General features: G+C 65.7%; 18 protein-coding genes and 1 tRNA gene. 7 read left to right on the forward strand and 12 right to left on the reverse strand.

The window, feature by feature from the left end:
* Positions 1-91: 91 nt before the first annotated feature.
* A complete protein-coding gene (glpK, locus tag AB3X99_RS00605; RefSeq protein WP_368615898.1) occupies positions 92-1,627 on the reverse strand; it encodes a glycerol kinase GlpK in 1,536 nt (511 codons plus the stop codon).
* A 209-nt stretch (positions 1,628-1,836) separates the two neighbouring features.
* Here glpK and AB3X99_RS00610 point away from each other — a divergent pair, with 209 nt between their 5' ends.
* Positions 1,837-2,214 (forward strand): hypothetical protein, encoded by a 378-nt coding sequence (locus tag AB3X99_RS00610; protein WP_176732846.1) that lies wholly within the window; start codon positions 1,837-1,839, stop codon positions 2,212-2,214.
* A gap of 266 nt (positions 2,215-2,480) precedes the next feature.
* On the opposite strand, the gene AB3X99_RS00615 is transcribed toward AB3X99_RS00610, so the two are convergent.
* A complete protein-coding gene (locus AB3X99_RS00615; protein ID WP_028205977.1) occupies positions 2,481-2,678 on the reverse strand; it encodes a hypothetical protein in 198 nt (65 codons plus the stop codon).
* Positions 2,679-3,301: 623 nt separating this feature from the next.
* Between AB3X99_RS00615 and AB3X99_RS00620 the strand changes: the two genes are divergently transcribed.
* Positions 3,302-4,135 (forward strand): ferritin-like domain-containing protein, encoded by an 834-nt coding sequence (locus AB3X99_RS00620; RefSeq protein WP_069262874.1) that lies wholly within the window; start codon positions 3,302-3,304, stop codon positions 4,133-4,135.
* Between the two features lie 66 nt (positions 4,136-4,201).
* Here the strand turns inward: AB3X99_RS00620 and AB3X99_RS00625 are convergent, their stop codons facing one another.
* From AB3X99_RS00625 to AB3X99_RS00640, 4 genes are all read right to left on the reverse strand, one after another.
* Positions 4,202-5,860, reverse strand: coding sequence for a DEAD/DEAH box helicase (locus tag AB3X99_RS00625; RefSeq protein ID WP_368615900.1), 1,659 nt, complete (start codon positions 5,858-5,860; stop codon positions 4,202-4,204).
* A 257-nt stretch (positions 5,861-6,117) separates the two neighbouring features.
* The gene (locus AB3X99_RS00630) at positions 6,118-6,738 is read right to left on the reverse strand and encodes a hemolysin III family protein (RefSeq protein ID WP_368615901.1); all 621 of its coding nucleotides are present in this window, start codon (positions 6,736-6,738) and stop codon (positions 6,118-6,120) included.
* A gap of 270 nt (positions 6,739-7,008) precedes the next feature.
* Positions 7,009-8,304: a c-type cytochrome gene (locus tag AB3X99_RS00635; RefSeq protein ID WP_368615902.1), complete on the reverse strand. Its 1,296-nt coding sequence runs from the start codon at positions 8,302-8,304 to the stop codon at positions 7,009-7,011.
* Positions 8,305-8,326: 22 nt separating this feature from the next.
* The gene (locus AB3X99_RS00640; protein WP_069262871.1) at positions 8,327-9,094 is read right to left on the reverse strand and encodes a c-type cytochrome; all 768 of its coding nucleotides are present in this window, start codon (positions 9,092-9,094) and stop codon (positions 8,327-8,329) included.
* Positions 9,095-9,704: 610 nt separating this feature from the next.
* Here AB3X99_RS00640 and AB3X99_RS00645 point away from each other — a divergent pair.
* Entirely contained in the window at positions 9,705-10,631 is a 927-nt protein-coding gene (locus tag AB3X99_RS00645; protein WP_368615903.1) for a CopD family protein, read from the forward strand.
* Between the two features lie 17 nt (positions 10,632-10,648).
* Here the strand turns inward: AB3X99_RS00645 and AB3X99_RS00650 are convergent, their stop codons facing one another.
* Entirely contained in the window at positions 10,649-10,948 is a 300-nt protein-coding gene (locus AB3X99_RS00650; protein ID WP_368615904.1) for a hypothetical protein, read from the reverse strand.
* A 283-nt stretch (positions 10,949-11,231) separates the two neighbouring features.
* The gene (gene dgoD / locus AB3X99_RS00655) at positions 11,232-12,380 is read right to left on the reverse strand and encodes a galactonate dehydratase (protein WP_368615905.1); all 1,149 of its coding nucleotides are present in this window, start codon (positions 12,378-12,380) and stop codon (positions 11,232-11,234) included.
* A gap of 73 nt (positions 12,381-12,453) precedes the next feature.
* Here dgoD and AB3X99_RS00660 point away from each other — a divergent pair, with 73 nt between their 5' ends.
* The gene (locus AB3X99_RS00660) at positions 12,454-13,209 is read left to right on the forward strand and encodes an FCD domain-containing protein (protein WP_342948436.1); all 756 of its coding nucleotides are present in this window, start codon (positions 12,454-12,456) and stop codon (positions 13,207-13,209) included.
* Between the two features lie 174 nt (positions 13,210-13,383).
* Positions 13,384-14,400 (forward strand): sensor domain-containing diguanylate cyclase, encoded by a 1,017-nt coding sequence (locus AB3X99_RS00665; protein ID WP_069262868.1) that lies wholly within the window; start codon positions 13,384-13,386, stop codon positions 14,398-14,400.
* A gap of 91 nt (positions 14,401-14,491) precedes the next feature.
* On the opposite strand, the gene AB3X99_RS00670 is transcribed toward AB3X99_RS00665, so the two are convergent.
* From AB3X99_RS00670 to AB3X99_RS00685, 4 genes are all read right to left on the reverse strand, one after another.
* Positions 14,492-14,568 (reverse strand) — tRNA-Met (locus tag AB3X99_RS00670).
* Positions 14,569-14,679: 111 nt separating this feature from the next.
* Complete coding sequence (locus AB3X99_RS00675; protein WP_342948437.1) at positions 14,680-16,338, reverse strand: MFS transporter; 1,659 nt, start codon at positions 16,336-16,338, stop codon at positions 14,680-14,682.
* 321 nt (positions 16,339-16,659) lie between these two features.
* Entirely contained in the window at positions 16,660-18,309 is a 1,650-nt protein-coding gene (locus AB3X99_RS00680) for a sensor histidine kinase N-terminal domain-containing protein (protein ID WP_368615906.1), read from the reverse strand.
* Between the two features lie 12 nt (positions 18,310-18,321).
* Positions 18,322-19,086, reverse strand: a complete 765-nt coding sequence (locus tag AB3X99_RS00685; protein ID WP_069262866.1) for a response regulator transcription factor — start codon at positions 19,084-19,086, stop codon at positions 18,322-18,324.
* A gap of 248 nt (positions 19,087-19,334) precedes the next feature.
* Here AB3X99_RS00685 and recA point away from each other — a divergent pair, with 248 nt between their 5' ends.
* A complete protein-coding gene (recA, locus tag AB3X99_RS00690) occupies positions 19,335-20,411 on the forward strand; it encodes a recombinase RecA (RefSeq protein WP_069262865.1) in 1,077 nt (358 codons plus the stop codon).
* A 31-nt stretch (positions 20,412-20,442) separates the two neighbouring features.
* Positions 20,443-21,351, forward strand: coding sequence for a recombination regulator RecX (gene recX, locus AB3X99_RS00695; RefSeq protein ID WP_368615907.1), 909 nt, complete (start codon positions 20,443-20,445; stop codon positions 21,349-21,351).
* Positions 21,352-21,367: the final 16 nt, after the last annotated feature.

The following is a 21,367-nucleotide window of genomic DNA, read 5'->3' on the forward strand; positions in this document are numbered from 1 at the left end:
CATGCGCCTGAGCCAGGCAGGGGACAAGGTGGAAACCCCAATCATACGTGCTTTTGCTTTTTGAAAGCAGCGCACACGCGGCCTGGGATGCTCAGCCGTCGTCTGCTGCGTTTGCCTCGCGGGTGTCGGCCCACGCTTTTGCTGCGCCAATCGCGCGCTGCCAGCCGGCGAGGCACCTTGCCGCCTCGTCGCGCTGCAACGAGGGCGTGAAGCGGCGCTCCAGGCTCCAGTGCCGCTGGAGTTCGTCGATATCGCGCCAGAACCCCACCGCGAGCCCGGCCAGATATCCCGCGCCCAGCGCGGTGCTTTCGCTGGAGCGCGGCCGCAACACATCCACGCCCAGCAGATCGGCCTGGAACTGCATGAGCAGATCGTTCGCGCTGGCGCCGCCATCCACGCGCAGCTCGTTCACGCGCATGCCGGAGTCGGCCTCCATGGCGGCGAGCACGTCGAACGACTGATAGGCAATCGAATCGAGCGCCGCGCGTGCGATATGCGCCGCGGTCGTGCCGCGCGTGAGCCCGAACAGCGTGCCGCGCGCATGCGCGTTCCAGTGCGGCGCGCCGAGGCCGGCGAACGCGGGCACGAGGTACACGCCGTCGCTGTGCGGCACGCTGGCCGCGAGCGGTTCGATTTCCGCTGCACTGCGAATGATGCCGAGTCCGTCGCGTAGCCATTGCACTACCGCGCCCGCGATAAAGATGCTGCCCTCAAGCGCGTATTGCGTTTGCCCGAGCGCTTGCCACGCGATGGTCGTGACGAGGTTGTGGCTCGATTCGACAGGCTGCGCGCCGGTATTCATCACGAGAAAACAGCCGGTGCCGTAGGTGTTCTTCACCATGCCGGGGCGCATGCACATTTGCCCGAAGAGCGCCGCATGCTGGTCGCCGGCCACGCCGGCAAGCGGGATTTCGGCCGCGAAAAGCGACGCCGCCGTGCGCGCATAGACCTCCGACGACGAACGCACCTCCGGCAGCATGCTGCGCGGAATCTCGAAGAGCGCGAGCAGGTCGTCGTCCCAGCGCAGCGTGTGGATGTCGAAGAGCATGGTGCGCGCGGCATTGGTGACGTCGGTGGCGTGCAGCGCGCCGCGCGTGAAGTGCCACAGCAGCCAGCTGTCCACGGTGCCGAACGCGAGACGGCCTGCGCGCGCCTTATCGCGCGCGCCCTCGACATGATCGAGAATCCAGCGGATTTTCGTGGCCGAAAAGTACGCGTCGATCGGCAGGCCGGTTTTCGTGCGCACCGTCGGCTCGAGGCCGCGCGCTTTCAGCTCGTCGCAATAGCCGGCCGTGCGGCGGTCCTGCCAGACGATCGCGTTGTAGACGGGCTGACCTGTTGCCCGGTCCCATACGAGGGTCGTTTCGCGCTGGTTCGTGATGCCGATGCCCGCAATCGCGGCGGCCCCGACGCCCGCGCGCGTGAGCGCTTGCGCCGCGACGCCTGCCTGGCTCGACCAGATGTCGCGCGGGTCATGTTCGACCCAGCCGGGTCGCGGGTAGCGTTGCGCGAACTCCTTCTGGGCGAGCGCGACGATTGCACCGCTGCGCTCGAGCAGCAAGGCGCGCGAACTCGTCGTGCCCTGGTCCAGCGCGAGGATGTACGACTCGGCGTGCGACTGAGGCATCGTGCAGTCTCCCTGGAGGGTGTGCGGGGTACGCGCGTCGACCGGCGCGCAACGAGGCGCGTGCCATCGGACCCAGCATAGCCCGAAAGCGATTTGCGCTCGATTCGGCGCAACGGAACGGTCAAGGTGTCGCTCGCACGGCGCGGTGCGACAATAATCGAGTCGGGATGCAGTCGTTCCAACCAGTCGAAAACGATAACGAGGCAATCATGCGTGCAATTGCGATGATCGGTGCAGCCGTGCTGCTCACGGGGTGCGTGGGCGCGCCGCCGGGCCCGGAAGGCGGGGGGCGCGCGCCGTCGCTCGCCGCTTTGCAGCAGATGTGCGGCGGCCAGGCGGTCGATTTCGGTGCCTATGCGCCGGGCGTCTACGCGGCCATTTTCGACGCGTGGGTCGCCAATCGCCGCGGCAGGCTGCCCCAGGACCAGTTTTGCGGTTTCCAGGCTCAGCTCGCGCAGCAATACACCACGCTCGGCAAGAGCGGCAACGGCGAGGCGCGGGGTGAGTGGGTGAACTTCCTCAACGCACAGCGCGCCCAGGCGCTGAGCTGGCGCTCGGCGGTCGACCCCACGTTGAGAGCCGGGTAGGCGAATAGGCGAAGGGTGCCGCGGCAGGGTGCGCGCATTCGCGCGTGCAAGCAGTGCAAACAGGCATGCGCAAAAAAATGGTCACGCGGGCATGAAGCGCGCGGGTCCGCGTGACCATGCACTGCAGGCGCGTACGTCTACTGCCGTGCGCCTGCATCGGGGACGTGCCCGACAAGCCGGGCTCGCGGACGATCCATGCGTCCGCGCAAATCGATAAAGGGCAATGGAGCCTGTGGCTGCGCGGGTACTCGGCCCGCGGGATCAGGCTACGAACACCGTTTGATGGCGCGCAACGCAGAGTCGCCGATTTCGGTTAGTCGCCATTGCTGAAGGCCGGATGCGAGGCGCTCCAGTTGGACGAGCTGTCGTTCGAGCAAGGCGTCCAGTTCTTCTCGCTCCATGTCGAGCTGGTTGGGGGCGTCCTGCACTAGCAGCAGGGTGGCGAATTCATGCGGACTCAGCATCGTTCTCTCCGTGTTGCCGCATCAGAGGTCGCCGGTTGCGGCCCGCAGGGCGGCGCAGCGACAGGAATGCGGTGGTATGAGCGAAAGCCTGCGACCGTGCAGATCGACTGGCTGGAGGGACCGGCCATCAGGCCCGCCTATGCGCGGCCCAAACGGCATCCAGCCCGGGATCTACCTCGGGGAACTGGAGTGTAGTCAACGCCGCTGCGTTGTACAAACCACGCCCCGAAAATTTTCCCTTTGACATTCGAGCCCGCACGCAGCGGTGCTGCGAGCCGCCTGGATTCGCGAAATCACTTGAAGTTCGTGCCGCAGCGCGGCACGCAGCGAGCGAATGCGCTTCGATACGCTACGCATCAAACGCACGGTATGCCCGTGGGTATTGCGTTTGCGCGTTGGTTAGTGATCGTCACATGACGTAACGCGAAGAGGTCGTCAATTTCCGGAACTGCGGGAACTGGGCCCGGTCTGTGCTTTGTGACTGCAGCTGCGCGAAAGTACAGCTAAGATGGAAATAGGGATGGCTGGTAACGTTCACTGCACGTGACTGGCGCAGTTCGCCGGGCCTCCGGCCGGACGCCGCGCGTCGTGAGCGTAAAACGCCGCTTCGGGAGTAGGACACAATGCGTAACGACAATGAGCCTCGCCATGTGATGCCCTGGCGCATCGAAGACATCGATCTCACACGTATCGACCGTCAACGCGCCGCAGCCAACGAAGATCTGCTGCTGCTCCTCGCCGCCTCTTCGTTCATTGAAAGCGGCTCCGACCTCTACACGAGCAACCTGAACGTGTTCTTCAAAGGCGACCCCGAGGTCTCCGAGTGGCTCGTTCGCGAATGGGAGCCCGAAGAGCTTCAGCACGGACGCGCGCTGAAGACGTACATCCAGTACGTGTGGCCCGAGTTCGACTGGGACGCGGCGTTTCAGACCTTCATCGAAGAGTATTCGAAGACCTGTTCGTTCGAGGAGTTCGAGAAAACGCGCGCGCTCGAAATGGTCGCGCGCTGCGTGGTCGAAACCGGCACCGCCACGCTCTATCGCGCGATCGGCGAGTATTCGGATGAGCCCGTGCTCAAGGAAATCACCGACAACATCCGCAGCGACGAAGTGCGCCACTACAAGCACTTTTTCCGCTATTTCAAGAAGTACAACCAGATAGAAGGGCACGGGCGTCTCGCCGTGCTCGGCGCGCTCATGCGCCGCGTGATGGAGATCAAGAACGAGGATTCCGAGATCGCGCTGCGTCATGTCTACGCGGGCCGCTACCCCGAGCGCGTGCGCGACGAGGCCTATAGCCGCGAACTGACCGCGCGCGTGAACAGGCTGGTACGCCACAATCTGTCCGCCGACATGTGCGTGAAGATGCTGCTCAAGCCGCTCAACCTGCCCGCGAAGATCCGGCCCGGCGTGCACTATCCGCTCGCGAAGATCACGCAACACGTGTTCTTCCGCTAGGACATCGGCGCACGAAAACAAAAAGCCCGCTGCTGGAGCGGGCTTTTTCGTTTCTGGACGCGAAGATCAGCGATCGCGCTGGCCGTTGCCGTCGCGGCGCGAATTGCCGCCTGGGCGGCCGCCGAGCAGCGCGCCCGGGTTGCCTTGCGGCTTGCGTTGTTGCGGGCGGCCCAGTGCGCTCTCGTGCGAAACGCCGCGCTGGTTTTCGCGACGCGTATGCTCGCCGCGCGCGCCTTGTGCGCCGTGATTCGCGCCTTGCTGTTTCACGGGCTTGGCGGTGCGCACGCCGCCGTTCGAGGCCGGCTTGGCCGGGCGCTGACCGCCGTTGCCGCCACCGTTGGTTGCTGCCTGTGCGCGGGTGCCGTCGCGGCCGCCTTCGCGCTTGCCTTCGCGGCCACCTTCGCGAGTACCGCCGCGCGATTCACGCGATTCACGCGACTCACGCGGTTCACGCGCCTGCGCGGGGCGTCCGCCGTTCGCAGCATTGGCGCCAGACGCACCGCGGCCCTGGCCCTGGCCTTGCCCCTGGCGCGGCGAGCGCCCTTGGGGCTGGCTGCGGCGCTGGATCGGCTCCGGCTTCGCGTTCGGGTCTGGCTCGAAGCCCGCAATGACCTCCTGGGGCACCGCGCGCTTGATGAGCTTCTCGATGTCCTTGAGCAACTGATGCTCGTCCACGCAGACGAGCGACACGGCTTCACCCGTCGCGCCCGCGCGGCCGGTGCGGCCGATGCGGTGCACGTAGTCCTCGGGCACGTTCGGCAGATCGTAGTTGACGACGTGCGGAAGCTGGTCGATATCGATCCCGCGCGCGGCGATGTCGGTCGCGACGAGCACCTGGAGCGTGCCGTCCTTGAACTCGCTCAAAGCGCGCGTGCGCGCCGACTGGCTCTTGTTGCCGTGAATCGCGAGCGCGCTGATGCCGTCCTTCGTGAGCTGCTCGGCGAGGCGGTTCGCGCCGTGCTTGGTGCGCGTGAACACGAGCACCTGAAACCAGTTGTGCTGGCGGATCAGGTGCGTGAGCAGATCGCGCTTGCGGTCGCGGTCGACGGGATAGATCTTCTGCGCAACGGTTTCGGCCGTGGTGTTGCGGCGCGCGACTTCGATGAGTGCGGGCGAGTCGAGCAGGCTGTCGGCGAGCGCCTTGATCTCATCGGCGAAGGTGGCCGAGAAGAGCAGGTTCTGGCGCTTGGGCGGGAGCTTCGCGAGCACGCGCTTGATGTCGTGGATGAAGCCCATGTCGAGCATGCGGTCGGCTTCGTCGAGCACGAGAATCTCGAGCTGCGACAGATCGATCGTCTTTTGCTGCATGTGATCGAGCAGGCGACCCGGCGTCGCGACCACGATATCCACGCCGCGCCTGAGCGCGTCGATTTGCGGATTGATGCCCACGCCGCCGAACATCACCGTGGACCTGAGCTTCAGATACTTGCCGTAGGCGCGCACGCTCTCTTCGACCTGCGCGGCGAGCTCACGCGTGGGCGTGAGGATCAGTGCACGCACCACGCGCTTGCCGTTCGCTGCCGGCGGCATGTCCGTGAGGCGTTGCAGGATCGGCAGCGTGAAGCCGGCGGTCTTGCCGGTGCCGGTTTGCGCGCCGGCGAGCAGGTCGCCGCCGCCGAGCACGGCGGGAATCGCTTGCGCCTGGATGGGCGTGGGCGTGCTGTACCCCAGTTCGTTGACTGCGCGGACCAGCGGTTCGGACAAGCCGAGAGAATCGAAAGACATAAACACCTGTTGTATTGCAGTAGCGCGGGCGTCGCTTCGCGGCCCGAAGGCGCGCTGCGCAGCCAAAGCGGTGTTGCCGGGTTCGAATGCGCCCGGTGAAGCCGCCTTTTCGCGTTGTTCGGACGGCGCGCCAGTGCGCGCGCCGCGTTTTTTCTTCATGGAACGGACAAGTCTATCGAGACCCGTCGTCTGGCGTTAAGTTGCATCATGCGGCCGCGGACACTGCGGCGGCCGTACGATGTCTTCGCATTGACGCGTCACGCGACGTAGCGCGCGACGCTCACGAATTGACAGACGCTCCCGGCGAGCACGAACAGATGCCAGATTCCATGTCCGTGCCGGATGCGCTCGTCATTGACGAAAAAATAAATGCCGACGCTGTAAATGACGCCGCCGGCCAGCAGCCACGCCGTGCCCGCGGCCGGCAAGGCTTCGACGAGCGGGCGAACCGCCACCACCGCGAGCCAGCCCATCACCACGTAGAGCGCCATCGAAAGCATTCTCGTGCGCCGCCCGAGCGTGAGTTCCTGGACGATGCCAAGGGCCGCGAGCCCCCAGCTCACGCCGAAGAGCGACCAGCCCCAGGGTCCACGCAGCGTCACCAACGTGAACGGAGTATAGCTGCCCGCGATGAGCAGATAGATCGCGGCATGGTCGCACTTTTGCAGCACGGCCTTCAGGCGGATGCCGCGCACGCCGTGATACAGCGTCGAGATCGTGTACAGCGCGCACAACATCGCCCCGTATACCGCAAAGCTCACGACCTTGTACGCGTCGTGATCCAGCGCCGCGAGCGTCACGAGCGAGACGAGCCCCGCTACCGACAACATCGCGCCCACGAGGTGAGTAATGCTGTTCAGACGCTCACCGGCGTGCATGACGACCACTCCTTGTTCTTCCTGAGCGCAGCGCGCGCCGGCGGAACAGTGTTCCACCGCGTGCGGCGCCGTGCTCGAGCGCAGCGTTCAAAACCAGGCCTGACGGGCCACGGAGCCGCTTTCACCGCACGGCCCCGGCGCCAAATAGCGAAGGGCGCAGCCCGCGCACCGCGGACTGCGCCCTTATCAGGCAACCGTCACTATAACAGTAACCACTTGCGTGGGACCGCCGTAAGGGCGGAGGCCCTTACGGCGGTGGGCTGCTTTGCGTCAGTCGAGCGGAGACGAGCGCAGGTCCGCGACCTGTTGCGGGGACACCGGCGTGCCCTTGTTGCCCCAGGACATGCGGATGAACGTCACCACCGCCGCGACCTCCTGGTTCGAGAGCGACTGCCCAAACGGCGGCATGCCGTACGGGCGCGGATTGCCCCCCGTGCTTGGCGGATAGCCGCCGTTGAGCACCATGCGGATCGGGTTCACGGCCGAATGCATCTGGATCGACTGGTTGTTCGCAAGCGGCGGGAAGTTCGGCGGCATGCCGAGACCGTTCTCCGCGTGGCACTTTGCACACTGGTCATGGTAGATCTTCTGACCTTGCTGCAAGAGTTCGCCGCCGAACGCTTCCGACGTCTCCATCTGCATCGTTTCGGGCGCTTCCTTCTTCTGCGGGATGGTCTTCAGATACGAGGCCATCGCGTGGATGTCGTCGTCCGAGAGGTATTGCAGGCTGTTGTGGATCACGTCCGCCATCGGGCCGAACACGGCGCCGCGCTCGGAAACGCCGGTCTTCAGGAGGCTTGCGATGTCCCTGATGTCCCAGTCGCCGAGGCCGCCTTCACTGCCCGTGAGCGACGGCGCGTACCAGTTCTGCAGCGGGATCAGGCCGCCGGCGAAGGCCGCCGAGTTGACCGGGCCGCCCACCGCGTTGATCGACGTGTGGCACATGCCGCAGTGGCCGAGGCCTTCCACGAGATACGCGCCGCGGTTCCATTCGACCGACTTGGTCGGATCGGGCTTGTATTCGCCTTCGCGGAAGAACAGCGTGCGCCAGCCGATCAGCAGGTTGCGGTTGTTGAACGGGAACTTGAGTTCGTGCGGGCGGCTGGGCACGTTGACCGGCGGGACCGAGCGCAGATAGGCGAAGATCGCGTCGGCGTCGGCGCGCGTGACCTTGGTGTAGCTCGCGAACGGGAACGCCGGATAGAGCAGGCTGCCGTCCTTCGAGCGGCCCGTGTGCATGGCGCGATAGAAGTCGTCGGCGCTCCACTTGCCAATGCCGTACTGGTCGTCGGGCGTGATGTTCGGGGTGTAGAGCGTGCCGAACGGCGTGGCCATCGGCAGGCCGCCCGCGAACATCTGGCCGCCGCGCACGGTATGGCAGGCGATACAGTCGCCGGCGCGCGCGAGGTACTCACCCTTCTTGATGAGATCGGCCTGGTCGACGGGCGTCGCGGCCAGCGCCGCAGCGTTGTGCAGATAGTGGGTGCCCGACCAGAGCACTGGTACGAGGGCCGCGGCGGCGGCCACGATCACGGCGGAAAGTGCGAACAGGGACTTGCGGTTCATATTGGCTGTCTCCCCCGGCGCCTTATTGCGGTTCGCTGCCGCAGGCAAGCGGCGTCTTGAGTGAGCCAGCCGGCGCCGGCACGGGGTTCTGCGGCGCGCTCTGCGTGGAGAGCCAGGCCGCGACCGCGTTCACGTCTTCGTCGGTGAGACGCGTGGCGATCTCATGCATGCAGTCGGGCGCCTTCGCATGCCGCGAGCCCGAGCGCCAGGCGCCGATCTGCGCACTGATGTAATCCATGTGCAGACCGACCAGACCCGGAATGGCCGGCTCCATGCCGGTGAGCTTCGCGCCGTGGCAGGCCGCGCAGGCGGGCACCTGTTTGGCCGGGTCGCCGTGCAGGACGATCTGCTGACCGCGTGCGAGCGTGTCGCTGCCGACCGAAGGTTTCGCGGGCGGCGGGTAGGGCGGCCGCTGCTGCGAGAAGAACGTTGCGATCTCGTGCAGGTAGTCGTCGGAGAGATAGGTGACCAGATAATTCATCGGAGGGTACTTGCGGCGCCCCTCGCGAAAGTTCATTAGCTGGTTGAACAGGTACTCGGCCGGTTTGCCGGCGAGACGCGGGAAGTAGTCGTTGTCGGTGCCCTGCCCATGCGAGCCGTGGCACGCGGTGCAGCCCTGCACGCGTGCGGCGATCGTGTCCGGGGCTTTGGCCTGCGGCGCGGAGGCCGCCGTCTGGGCATGTGCAGCGCTGAGAACGCCTGTCGTCCCGAGCAAAAGTGCTGCTGCCAGAGGCGCGACGAGCGGAATGAGCGGTCGGAAGATACGTCTTGGGGACACGCGTAACTCCATCTTTATCGTGGACCTGACCAGGCTTCGAACGGCCCGGCTTCCAGGCTGCGCGCGATGAAAGCAGCAGACCGTGCGCGCTGCGGCGACGCAGCAGATTCTAGCATCGGGAACTCATAGTGACCATTTGCCGCATGCACCACAAACGCCCTCCGATGGCTTCGAGGCGCCACCGCGACGTGCTTGCGGCCGATCGTCGCGTCGGTGCCGGTTATGATTCTGCACCTGTTCGCCAATCGGTGACACGGGGTTGTCCCGCACCCGCGCCCCATTCGGCGAGCCGCTCGTTGCCCGGTGCATGCATGTCATCATGCCGGGCGCATGCCGCCGCCACTTCCGGTCTCGTGCCTCGGCTCGATGCTCGCGCATGGAATGCGCGTTGAAGCCGCATCGAGCCCGCATTGAACCGAATGGCGCGGCGGCTATCGAAGCAGGCACCCTTGCGGGTCACGCGACGTGATGCTTGCGCGTGCTGCTGTTGCCGTTTTCATGTTGTTTCCTTGCCACTTGTCTCGATGACTCCAATTGCACTTTCCCTATCGTTGCATCCAGCCGACCGATCCCCTTCGCGCGAAGTCCGTGCGACCCGCAACACGCGGGAGGGCGAGGTCCGATGAAAGCTGACTGGCTCTGGATCGGGCAGGTCGCCATGGCGGCCATCGTCAACATCGCCTACGCATTCGCGCTCGGCTCGGCGTTCTATGGCGCCTGGCTCGACAAGGACGGCCGCACGCACGTCGCGCCCGCACGCCTCGCATGGCTGCGTGCGCAACGCTCGCTGCGCGCCGCGGCGTTCGTGCTCGTGGCGGCGCTCATCATGTGGATGCTCTACGAGAGCGCGTCGGTCAGCGGCGAACCGTTGCCCAGCGCGTTCGGCGTGGTCGGCACGGTGCTCTCGCAAACGCACGTCGGACACGCGTGGACCGTCGCGTTCGTCGGTGCGCTCGTGCTGCTCGGCTGCGCGTTCGCGGCTTCGAGCGTGGCGCGCGACGGTGTGCTGTGGCTCGCGCTCGTCGCCATCGCCGCGGGGCGCGCGGGGCTCGGACACGCCGCCGATGCGGGCTTCGCCTCGGCTGCGCTCGGGCTGCATACCCTCCACTTGCTCAGCGCGAGCGCGTGGAGCGGCATCGTCATGGCGGGAGGGCTTGCCGTGCTGCCGGCGCTCGGCGCATCGACGGCACGCGGCGTGCTGATCCGCACGGCGGGCCAGATTTCGAATGTGGCGTTCTTCGCGGTGGGCTTCGTGATCGCGACGGGCGTGTTCGATGCGCTGCGCGGCAGCGGCGGCTCGATCGACGCCATCGTCGGCAGCACCTGGGGCCGCGTGTTGATGCTCAAGGCTGTGCTCGTGCTGCTCGCGCTCGCGATGGGCGGCTTCAACCGGCTCGTGGCGATGCCCGAGTTGCGGCGCGCGGCGTCGACGGCGGCGGCGCGCCGGTTCGTCAACGTGATCCATCTCGAAGCCATCGTGATGATCGGCGTGCTGGTGGCCGCAGCCGCGCTCGCGCACAGCGTGCCGGCCTACGTGTTGCAGGGCTGAAACGTCGTCGCCGCAACTTATTCGTAGCCGAGCCGGTGACTGAGGATCGGTGAGAAGAAGAGGGCGAGGGCGCAGCCCGTGGCGTTGCCTTCGAGCTCCGCGAGCGCAGCCACGGAGGTTGGATTAGCGATCAGCGCGATCAACTGCGGCGCACACCATAGCGCCGCGGCGCCGATCGCGGCGTACTCGATCCAGCGAATGCGCCAGCCGCGCGTGAAGGCGATTGCGGCAGCGAGCACGCGCAGGAAGCCGAAGGCGACGAGTGCGCCGACGGCGGCTTGTTCGCGGATCAGATAGTCGGGAAGCGACGCGTCCATGGAGTCCTTTGCAACACCGAGGTTGGGTTGCAAAGGAATCTGCAAGGAGCAGGCCAGTGGGTGGCGTTCGCGTTCGGCGCGTGTCTTCGATGATGGCCGCGCCTTGCGCGGCGCGGCATTCCATGAACTGGCTGTGTGCGCAAACGACATAAGGCGTGCGCGCGTCTCGCGAGCGCGCGCGCCGAAGCCCGCAAAGCCACGCGAAATGTTACGTCGCCGAAACGCGCAGCATCGAGCGCGTCACTTCACGCTGCGCGCCGCGCGTTCGGCGTTCATTTGCGCATCACCATTCGGCGACGCTGCCATCTTCGTGACGCCAAACCGGATTGCGCCAGCGGTGACCGGTCTTCGCCATCTCGCGCACCTTCTCCTCGTTCACGTCGATGCCGAGACCCGGGCCCTGCGGAATCGAGACGAAGCCGTCTTCGTACTTGAAAACTTCGGGATTCCTGATGTAGTCGAGCAGGTCGTTGCCCTTGTTGTAGTGGATGCCGAGGCTCTGCTCCTGGATGAACGCGTTGTAGCTCACGGCGTCGATTTGCAGGCAGGTGGCGAGCGCGATCGGTCCGAGCGGGCAGTGCAGCGCGAGCGCGACGTCATAGGCTTCGGCCATCGCGGCGATCTTGCGGCACTCGGTGATGCCGCCCGCGTGCGAGGCGTCGGGCTGGATGATGTCCACGTAGCCGCCCGCGAGAATGTGCTTGAAATCCCAGCGCGAATACAGGCGCTCGCCCAGCGCGATCGGCGTGCTGGTCTGGTTGACGATGTCGCGCAGCGCCTCGACGTTCTCCGAGAGCACGGGCTCTTCGATGAACATCAGCTTGAACGGATCGAGTTCCTTCGCGAGCACCTTGGCCATCGGCTTGTGCACACGGCCATGGAAGTCCACGCCGATGCCGACGTTCGGGCCCACGGCCTCGCGCACGGCCGCGACGTTGTTGATGACGCCCTGCACCTTGTCGAAGGTGTCGATGATCTGCAGTTCTTCGGAGCCGTTCATCTTCACAGCCTTGAAGCCGCGCTCGACTACGGCGCGCGCGTTGTTGGCGACGTCGCTCGGACGGTCGCCGCCGATCCACGAATACACCTTGATCTTGTCGCGCACCTGGCCGCCGAGCAGCGCGTGAACGGGCACGCCATGATGCTTGCCCTTGATGTCCCAGAGCGCCTGATCGACGCCGGCAATGGCGCTCATCGAGATCGGGCCGCCGCGGTAGAAGCCCGCGCGATACATCACCTGCCAGTGATCCTCGATGAGGAGCGGATCCTTGCCGACCAGATAGTCGGCGAGTTCATCGACGGCCGCGGCCACCGTATGCGCGCGACCTTCGACGATCGGCTCGCCCCAGCCGACGATCCCCTCGTCCGTTTCGATCTTCAGAAAGAGCCAGCGCGGCGGGACGACGAAGGTTTCGAGCCTGGTGATTTTCATGCGGTGTCTCCATGACCTTGAGCGGTAGGGCGGCGCTCGCATCACGCGCGAGCGGCAACGTCTTCATCCGCCCATGCTACTGCAAAATTCGCCTTTAAGTGCTATTAATAGTATTATTTCGCAACGCTTCCCAATATCCAGGAGAACGGCGATTCAACGCGATCTGCACGGCACGGTGGCCTACGAACTCGGCAGCGCGATCCTGCGTGGCGACTACCCGCCCGCGACGGTCCTGCCGCGCGAGGCCGAACTCATGGCAACGTTCGATGTGAGCCGAACGGTGCTGCGCGAGGCGCTGCGCACGCTCACCTCGAAAGGGCTCGTGGAGTCGCGTCCGCGCGTGGGCACGCGGGTGCGTGCGCGCGAAGCGTGGAATCTGCTCGATGCCGACGTGCTCGACTGGTACGCGCGCGTGGCGCCGCCGCTTGCTTTTGCGCTCAAGCTCCAGGAAATGCGCGAGATGATCGAGCCGTTTGCGGCAGGGTTGGCCGCGAACGCGCATGATTCCGATGCGCTCGCGTCGATCGCCGCCGCGCACGAGGCCATGGCACAAGCGCGCAATGTGGACGAATGGGTGCGCGCCGACCTGCGCTTTCATCTCGCGGTGCTGGGCGCTTGCCGCAACGAATTGCTGGTGCCGCTCGGCACGCTGATCGAGCGCACGCTCGAAGGCCAGTTGCGCGTGAACGCAAAGCGCGCGGAGGTGTTCAACGCCGCGCTGCCCGACCACACCCTCGTGTACGAGGCGATCGTGCAACGCGACGCCTATGCGGCGAGCCGCGCAATGGCGGCGTTGCTGCGCCTCACGCGCGAGCGCATCGAGCGATGAACGCGTATGCCGAATGGGTGTCTTCGCAACGAATCGCGAAAAACGCAGCGAATTGCAGATGTAAAACGATTGCGCTGGCGCATGCAATGACGTTTGCTATGCTTTAGCTCGATCGAACGGCGCCGTGGCTTACAGTGCCGTCAGCAAGTCAAAGGCAAGGCTAACGGTTAAGCGATGAAGAAGAGCGAAGCGAAAGACACGCAACTGGACAACGCAACCCTGCTGGAAATCATCAAGGCGCAGTCGGACATCGCGAAGCTCGGGCTCGATCTCGGCGGCGTGATGGCCTACGTGGCGGAGCGCACCGAGCAGCTCACGCGAGCCCAGGGTGCGGTCGTCGAACTCGCCGAGGGCGAGGACATGGTCTACCGCGCGGCCTCGGGCAACGTCGCGAACCTCCTCGGATTGCGCCTCGCGCGTGAAACGAGCCTGTCGGGCCTGTGCGTGCGCGAGGGCGAGATCCTGCGCTGCGACGACTCCGAAACCGACCCGCGCGTGGACCGCGAAGCGTGCCGGCGCGCCGGCCTGCGCTCGATGATCGTCACGCCGCTCAAGCATCTCGAGACGACCGTCGGTGTTCTGAAAGTCACGAATTCGGAAGTCGACGCCTTCAAGGACGAGGACATCCGCACGCTCTCGCTGATGTCCGAACTCATCGCCGCAGCCATGTTCCACGCCGCGCGGCACGAGACGAGCGAGCTCTATCTGCGCGCGACGCATGACGCGCTCACCGGTTTGCCCAATCGCGCGCTCTTTTACGATCGCCTGCGCCAGTCGGTGGACCTCGCGCTGCGCTCGTCGGGCGGACTCGGCGTGCTCAATCTCGACATGGACGGCCTCAAGCCGATCAACGACCGCTACGGGCATCGCGCCGGCGACGCGGCGATTCGCGAGACCGCGACGCGCATTGCGCGCCACAGCCGCCGCGTGGACACGGCCGCGCGCGTGGGCGGCGACGAGTTCGCCGTGATCCTGCCCGGCATCGCGGGGCGCGGGGACGCCGAGGCGTATAGCCGCCGGCTCGTGGACACTGTGGGCGAGCCGTTCGAGTTCGAAGGACATCGCATCGATCTTGGCGTGAGCGTAGGCGTTGCCATCCTGCCCGACGACGGCACCGAGATGACGGCGCTAATCGAATACGCAGATCGTTCGATGTACGAAACGAAGCGGGAGCGCAAGCAGATCAGGTGAATGCCGTGCGGTCCGGCGGACTCCGGTTCGCCAGGCACGCGGCAATGAAAAAAGCCGCTGTCCTTGTGGGACAGCGGCTTTCTTTTGCAACTGGTGGCGAATCAGGGATTCGAACCCCGGACCTGCGGATTATGATTCCGTCGCTCTAACCGGCTGAGCTAATTCGCCGAAGAAAAGAATTATCGCGGTACAGCCGGAGGCTGTCAACCCCCTTCGTCATCTTTTTTGCAGGGAAGGCGGCCGCCGGGCGAGAAGCCCCACCCGGCAGCGCTCACAGCCTCAATCCTGCGCGTAAATATCCGAGTCCTTGGTTTCCTTCACGAACAGCATGCCGATCACGAAGGTGCCCAGCGCGATGATGATCGGATACCAGAGGCCCGAGTAGATATCGCCGCGCGCCGCCACGATCGCGAAGGCCGTCGCCGGCAGGAAGCCGCCGAACCAGCCGTTGCCGATGTGATACGGCAGCGACATCGAGGTGTAGCGGATGCGCGTCGGGAACATCTCCACCAGCATCGCCGCGATCGGCCCGTACACCATGGTCACGAAGATCACGAGGATCGTGAGCATCACCACCGTCATCGGCCAGTTGAGCTGCGCGGGATCGGCCTTGAGCGGATAGCCCGCCGCTTTCAGCGTAGCCGCGAGCGTCTTCTCGAACAGCGCGCCGGCTTCCTTGGCGCCGGGCGCCCGGCCGTCAAACGTGTCGATGGTCGTGTCGCCCACCTTGATTTGCGCGAGCGTGCCTGCCGGGGCGGCCACGTTCTCGTAGTTCAGGCCGGCCTTTGAAAGTGCGCTCTTGGCGATGTCGCACGAGCTCGTGAATTTCGAGGTGCCGACCGGGTTGAACTGGAACGAGCATTCGGCCGGATCCGCGATCACGACGATGGGTGCGCGTGCGGTCGCGGCTTCGAGCGCGGGGTTCGCGTAGTGCGTGATCGCCTTGAAGATCGGGAAGTAGGTGAGCGCCGCGATCAGGCAGCCAGCCATGATGATCGGCTTGCGGCCGATCTTGTCGGAGAGCGCGCCGAAGAACAGGAAGAACGGCGTGCCGATCAGCAGCGCCACCGCGATCAGGATGTTGGCGCTGGCGCCGTCCACCTTGAGCGTCTGCGTCAGGAAGAAGAGCGCGTAGAACTGGCCCGTGTACCAGACCACGGCCTGGCCGGCCGTGACGCCGAAGAGCGCGAGCAGCACGACCTTGAGGTTCTTCCACTGGCCGAATGCTTCCGTGAGCGGGGCCTTCGAGACCTTGCCCTCGGCCTTGATGCGCTTGAACGCCGGCGATTCGTCGAGTTGCAGACGGATCCACACCGAAACCGCGAGCAGCAGGATCGAGGCGACGAACGGAATGCGCCATGCCCATGCGGCGAACTGCTCTTCGCCGGTGAAGGTGCGCACGCCGAGGATCACAAGCAGCGAGAGAAACAGGCCAAGCGTGGCGGTCGTCTGGATCCACGAGGTGTAGAAGCCACGTCGTCCGGCCGGCGCGTGTTCCGCGACGTAGGTCGCGGCGCCGCCGTACTCGCCGCCGAGCGCGAGGCCCTGCAGCAGACGCATGCCGATGAAGATCACCGGCGACGCAATGCCGATCGACGCATAGCCGGGCAGGAAGCCGACCACGAAGGTCGAGATACCCATGATGACGATCGTGACGAGGAACGTGTGCTTGCGGCCCACGAGGTCGCCGAGGCGCCCGAACACGATCGCGCCGAACGGACGCACGGCAAAGCCCGCAGCGAAGCCGAGCAGCGTGAAGATGAAGCCGGCAGTGGGATTGACGCCGGAAAAGAAGCTCTTGCTGATGAAGGCCGCGAGCGATCCGGCCAGGTAGAAGTCATACCACTCGAACACGGTGCCGAGCGACGACGCGAAGATCACGCGTTTTTCGTCGCTGGTCATCGGCGCGTGCGAGACTTGTCCGCCAACGGTTGCCATAGATGTCTCCAGTATTGATATGCGTGTGGTCCGTCGGGCAGGCGACTCGTAGACCGGCGGTCCTGCGGAGCATTATTGGAATGGAAACTTACGGGCTTCTGACGCGGGTGTGGGTTTCTGAGTGCAGCGTCGGCGTGGGGTGGCGTCGGCTAACTTCGCTGAATTCGCGAGCAAAGTCAGGCATCGATCGGCAAGTATCTTCTAACGTGCAGATTTTGACTCGCTCGAAGCGTATCGGGTAAGGGTAAGTCCCATCCCGGTTTTCTGACGCGGTCCGTCAGTTTCGCGGTGGTTTCGCCGCCAAAGCGCCGGCAATGCCGCTCAGGCCTGCGTACGCAAGCGCAGCGTCACGCGCACGAGCGTGCCGGCGAGGCGCGGCGTGTCCTGATAGACATGATCGTCGATGGCGAGCATGCCGCCGTGCATCGTGGCGATCTCGCGCACGATCGCGAGCCCGAGCCCGCTGCCTTCGCCGTCGCGCCCGAGAATGCGGTAGAAGCGCTCGAGCACGCGTTCGCGCTCGGCGCTCGGAATGCCTATGCCCGTATCTTCCACCTCGAGATGGACCATGCCCGCCGAGGGCTCGGGTCGCACGCGCACGGTGATGCGCCCGCCCGCGGGCGTGTAGCGGATCGCGTTGTCGATGAGGTTCGAGAGCATCTCGCGCAGCATCACCGGGTTGCCGTCCACTTCGATGCGCGCCCCCGCTTCGCCATCGTCTTCCTCACTGCCGCCGGCCGTTTCGGGGCCTTCGTAGCCGAGGTCCATCTGCTTGGCGAGCGCCGGCTGCACCCAGTCGCGCACGGCGTGGCGCGCCACGTCGGCCACGTCCACCGAGGTAAAGACCTGTCCGGACATGCGGTTTTCCGCGCGCGCGAGTGCGAGCAGCTGGGTGACGAGCCGTGCGGCGTGCTCGGAGCTCGTCGCGATCTGCTCGAGCGAGCGGTGCACTTCGGCGGGCGCGTCCTGGCGCAGCGCGAGCTCGGCCTGGGTGCGCAAGCCCGCGAGCGGCGTTTTCATCTGATGCGCGGCGTCGGCGATGAAGCGCTTTTGCAGCTCCATGTTCTGTTCGAGGCGCGTGAGCAGGTCGTTGAACGAGGTGACGAGCGGCTCGATTTCGGGCGGCGCGCGGCGCGCTTCGAGCGGCGAAAGATCGTCGGGGCGACGCATGCGGATGTTCGACTGCAGCGCGTGCAGGGGAGCGAGGCCCCGCGAGAGCCCGAACCACACGAGCAGGATCGCGAGCGGCAAGATCACGAACTGCGGCAGGATCACGCCCTTGATGATGTCGTTGGCGAGCTGGCGGCGCTTGTCGAGCGTTTCCGCGACCTGCACGAGCACGGGTTGACCTTGCCGATCGCCGACGCTCGGATGCGTCGGCTCCACGGTCGTATAGGCGACGCGGATGTCGATGCCATGCAGCGTGTCGTCGCGGAATTCGACGAGGCCCGGCGGCGGGCGGTCGTCGTCGTGGGGCAGCGGCATGTCGCGATCGCCGCCGATCAGCTCGCCACGGCTGCCGAGCACCTGATAGAACACGCTGTCGACGTTATCGGCGCGCAGGAAGTCGCGCGTGGAGGCGGGCAGTGTCAGCTCGGCCACGCCGTTGACGGGCTGGATCTGGCGCGCGAGCACATAGGCGTCGGTTTCGAGCGCGCGGTCGAACGGGGCGTTGGCGATCGATTTCGCCACGAGATACGTGACCGCGATGCTCATCGGCCAGAGCAGCAGCAGGGGCGCGAGCATCCAGTCGAGAATCTCGCCGAAGAGCGAGCGCGGGCGGGCCTCGGCGGCGGCTTCGGCTTCGTCGGGCGGGGCGAACGGATTGGCGTAGCGGGCGTCGCGCGCGTCGTCGTCGAGGGCGTCGGCCGCGAATGCGGTCGCGCCCGAAACGCTGTCGCCGGCCGGGCCGGCAACGCCTGCGGCGCCCTTGGGCGGCACGGCGCGCGCGATGGGAGGACGCCCGGCCATCGTCGATCCTGCCTACTTGAAGTGGTGGCTGGCGGGCATCGCCGGCGCGGCGTCGGGCGTGCCGGCCTCGGTCCGGGCGGGCGTCTGGCCTGCGCCGGCCTGCGCTTCCTTCGCCTCCTTTTCGAGGCAGTAGCCGAGCCCGCGCACGGTCACGATGCGCACGCCGCCCGCTTCGATTTTCTTGCGCAGCCGGTGCACGTAGACTTCGATGGCGTTATTGCTGACTTCTTCGCCCCATTCGCACAGATGGTCGACGAGCTGCTCCTTCGAGACGAGCCGCCCGAGCCGCTGCAGCAGCACTTCGAGCACGCCCAGTTCGCGCGCGGAAAGATCGAGCACCTGGTCGTTGATGCGCGCAATGCGCCCCACCTGGTCGAACGCCAGCGCGCCGTGCCGCACGACGGTCGGGCCGCCGCCCGCACCCCGCCGCGTGAGCGCACGCACGCGCGCTTCGAGCTCGTTGAGCGCGAAAGGCTTGGCCATGTAGTCGTCGGCGCCGAGGTCGAGGCCTTTGACGCGCTCGTCCACGCTGTCGGCGGCGGTGAGGATCAGCACGGGCAGGTTGGAATTGCGCGCGCGCAAACGGCGCAGCACTTCGAGGCCCGGCATTTTCGGCAGGCCCAGATCGAGGATCAGGAGGTCGAACGACTGCATCGACAACGCAGTATCGGCATCCACGCCGCTACGCACGTGATCAACGGCATAGCCCGATTGGCGGAGTGATCTCACGAGTCCATCCGCGAGTATGCTGTCGTCTTCGGCAATGAGGATTCGCATGTTGCGCCAGCGTCGCCTTCGAGGCTTTTAGACCTCGTAGTCAGGCTCGTAACACCCGCGCCGCGCCGCGTCCTTGAAGGCGCGGCCAGGCGACGCGCGGCGGTCTCCCGAAATTCGCGGTTCTGGATAGCCAGAAAGGCTTGCCAAAACCACTGTTTTTTTATACAGTGTCTGCGTTCGTGTGCATTAGCCCGAATGAGGCGTGCGCATGGTCACGAGACGCCGTTCATCATAGCAAAGGACGATTCATGGAAGATAGCAAGAAAGGCTCGGCTGGGCTGACTGCTGAAAAGAGCAAGGCGCTGGCCGCCGCGCTCGCGCAGATCGAAAAGCAGTTCGGCAAGGGGTCGATCATGCGACTCGGCGACGGCGAGGCGGTCGAGGACATCCAGGTAGTCTCCACCGGGTCGCTCGGCCTCGACATCGCACTTGGCGTGGGTGGTTTGCCGCGCGGCCGGGTGGTCGAGATCTACGGTCCGGAATCGTCGGGTAAGACCACGCTCACGCTGCAGGTCATCGCCGAAATGCAAAAGCTCGGCGGCACGGCGGCGTTCATCGACGCGGAACACGCGCTCGACGTGCAATACGCCGCCAAGCTCGGCGTGAACGTGCCCGAACTGCTCATCTCGCAGCCGGACACGGGCGAGCAGGCGCTCGAAATCACCGACGCGCTGGTGCGCTCGGGCTCGATCGACATGATCGTGATCGACTCGGTCGCGGCGCTCGTGCCGAAGGCGGAAATCGAAGGCGAAATGGGCGACTCGCTGCCGGGTCTGCAGGCGCGTCTGATGTCGCAGGCGCTGCGCAAGCTCACCGGCACGATCAAGAAGACGAACTGCATGGTGATCTTCATCAACCAGATCCGCATGAAGATCGGCGTGATGTTCGGCAACCCGGAAACCACCACGGGCGGCAACGCGCTCAAGTTCTATTCGTCGGTGCGTCTGGACATTCGCCGCATCGGTTCGATCAAGAAGAACGACGAAGTGATCGGCAGCGAAACGCGTGTGAAGGTCGTGAAGAACAAGGTCTCGCCGCCGTTCCGCGAAGCCGTGTTCGACATTCTCTACGGCGAGGGCATCTCGCGTCAGGGCGAAATCGTGGACCTCGGCGTGCAGGCCAAGATCGTCGACAAGGCGGGTGCGTGGTACAGCTATAACGGCGAGCGCATTGGCCAGGGCAAGGACAACGCACGTGAATTCCTGCGTGAGAACGCGGACATTGCTCGCGAGATCGAAAACCGCATCCGCGAGTCGCTTGGCGTGAGCACGATGCCGGACGGCGTCAAGGACTCCGGCGAAGTCGAAGTCGCTGACGAAGAGTAAGTCCACAGGCTCTCGTAGATAAGGCAAGCTGATGCGCAAGGGCGGGTCACCCACGTCCTCGCCTTCCGGCGAGCAGGCTAACCCGCACGCGGGTTCGCCTGCGGACAGGGGCGCCGAGCGGCGCTCCGCCGTCAAGCCTGCCGACTCGCGCACGAGCCGTTCTGGCCATTTGAGCCGCGACGCCCAGGCGGGCGATCGCGGCTTTGCGCATTCTGGCGCCGCGTTTTCTTCGCCCGCCGATCTCAGCGACGATGGCGGCGCGGTCTTCGAAGTCCCGTTCGAGGCGTTCTTCAGCGGGGCGGATGAAGAGGCGGCAAACGTGCCGCCAGAACCGCTGTCCGAACCCACATTCAAGCGATCGCGTCGCGCGCCTCTCGAAACAGCGCGCGAATCCAGCGCGCCGCTAGCCGACCAATACGAGCGCAGCTCGGCCAGCCGCGCCGCACGCGCCAGCGAGCGCGAAAAGTCGTCCACGGCGAAGCAGCGCCCCGAGCGCTCCCTCAAGGGCCGCGCGCTCGGCTATCTTTCGCGCCGCGAATACAGCCGCGCCGAACTCTCGCGCAAGCTCATGCCGTACACCGAGGACGCCGACGCACTCGAAGTGCTGCTCGATTCACTCGAACGCGAGGGCTGGCTCTCCGACGCGCGCTTTGCCGAAAGCGTCGTGCACCGGCGCGCGTCGCGCGTGGGGGCAGGGCGTATCGTCAGCGAACTCAAGCGCCACGCGGTGGGCGAAGCGCTCATCGAAGAGGTGAGCTCGCAACTGCGTGAGACCGAGCTCGTCCGCGCCCGCACGGTCTGGCAGAAGAAGTACGGCCAGTTGCCTGAGACGCCCGCCGAACGCGCGCGCCAGGCGCGCTTTCTCGCGGCGCGCGGCTTCTCGATGTCGATCATCGGCAAGATCCTCAAGGGAATCGACGAAGACTGGTCCGATAACTGAGCCGGCCGTCTCGAAA

This window comes from Paraburkholderia sp. BR10882 (assembly GCF_040948855.1).
Taxonomy (GTDB): Bacteria; Pseudomonadota; Gammaproteobacteria; order Burkholderiales; family Burkholderiaceae; genus Paraburkholderia; species Paraburkholderia nodosa_A.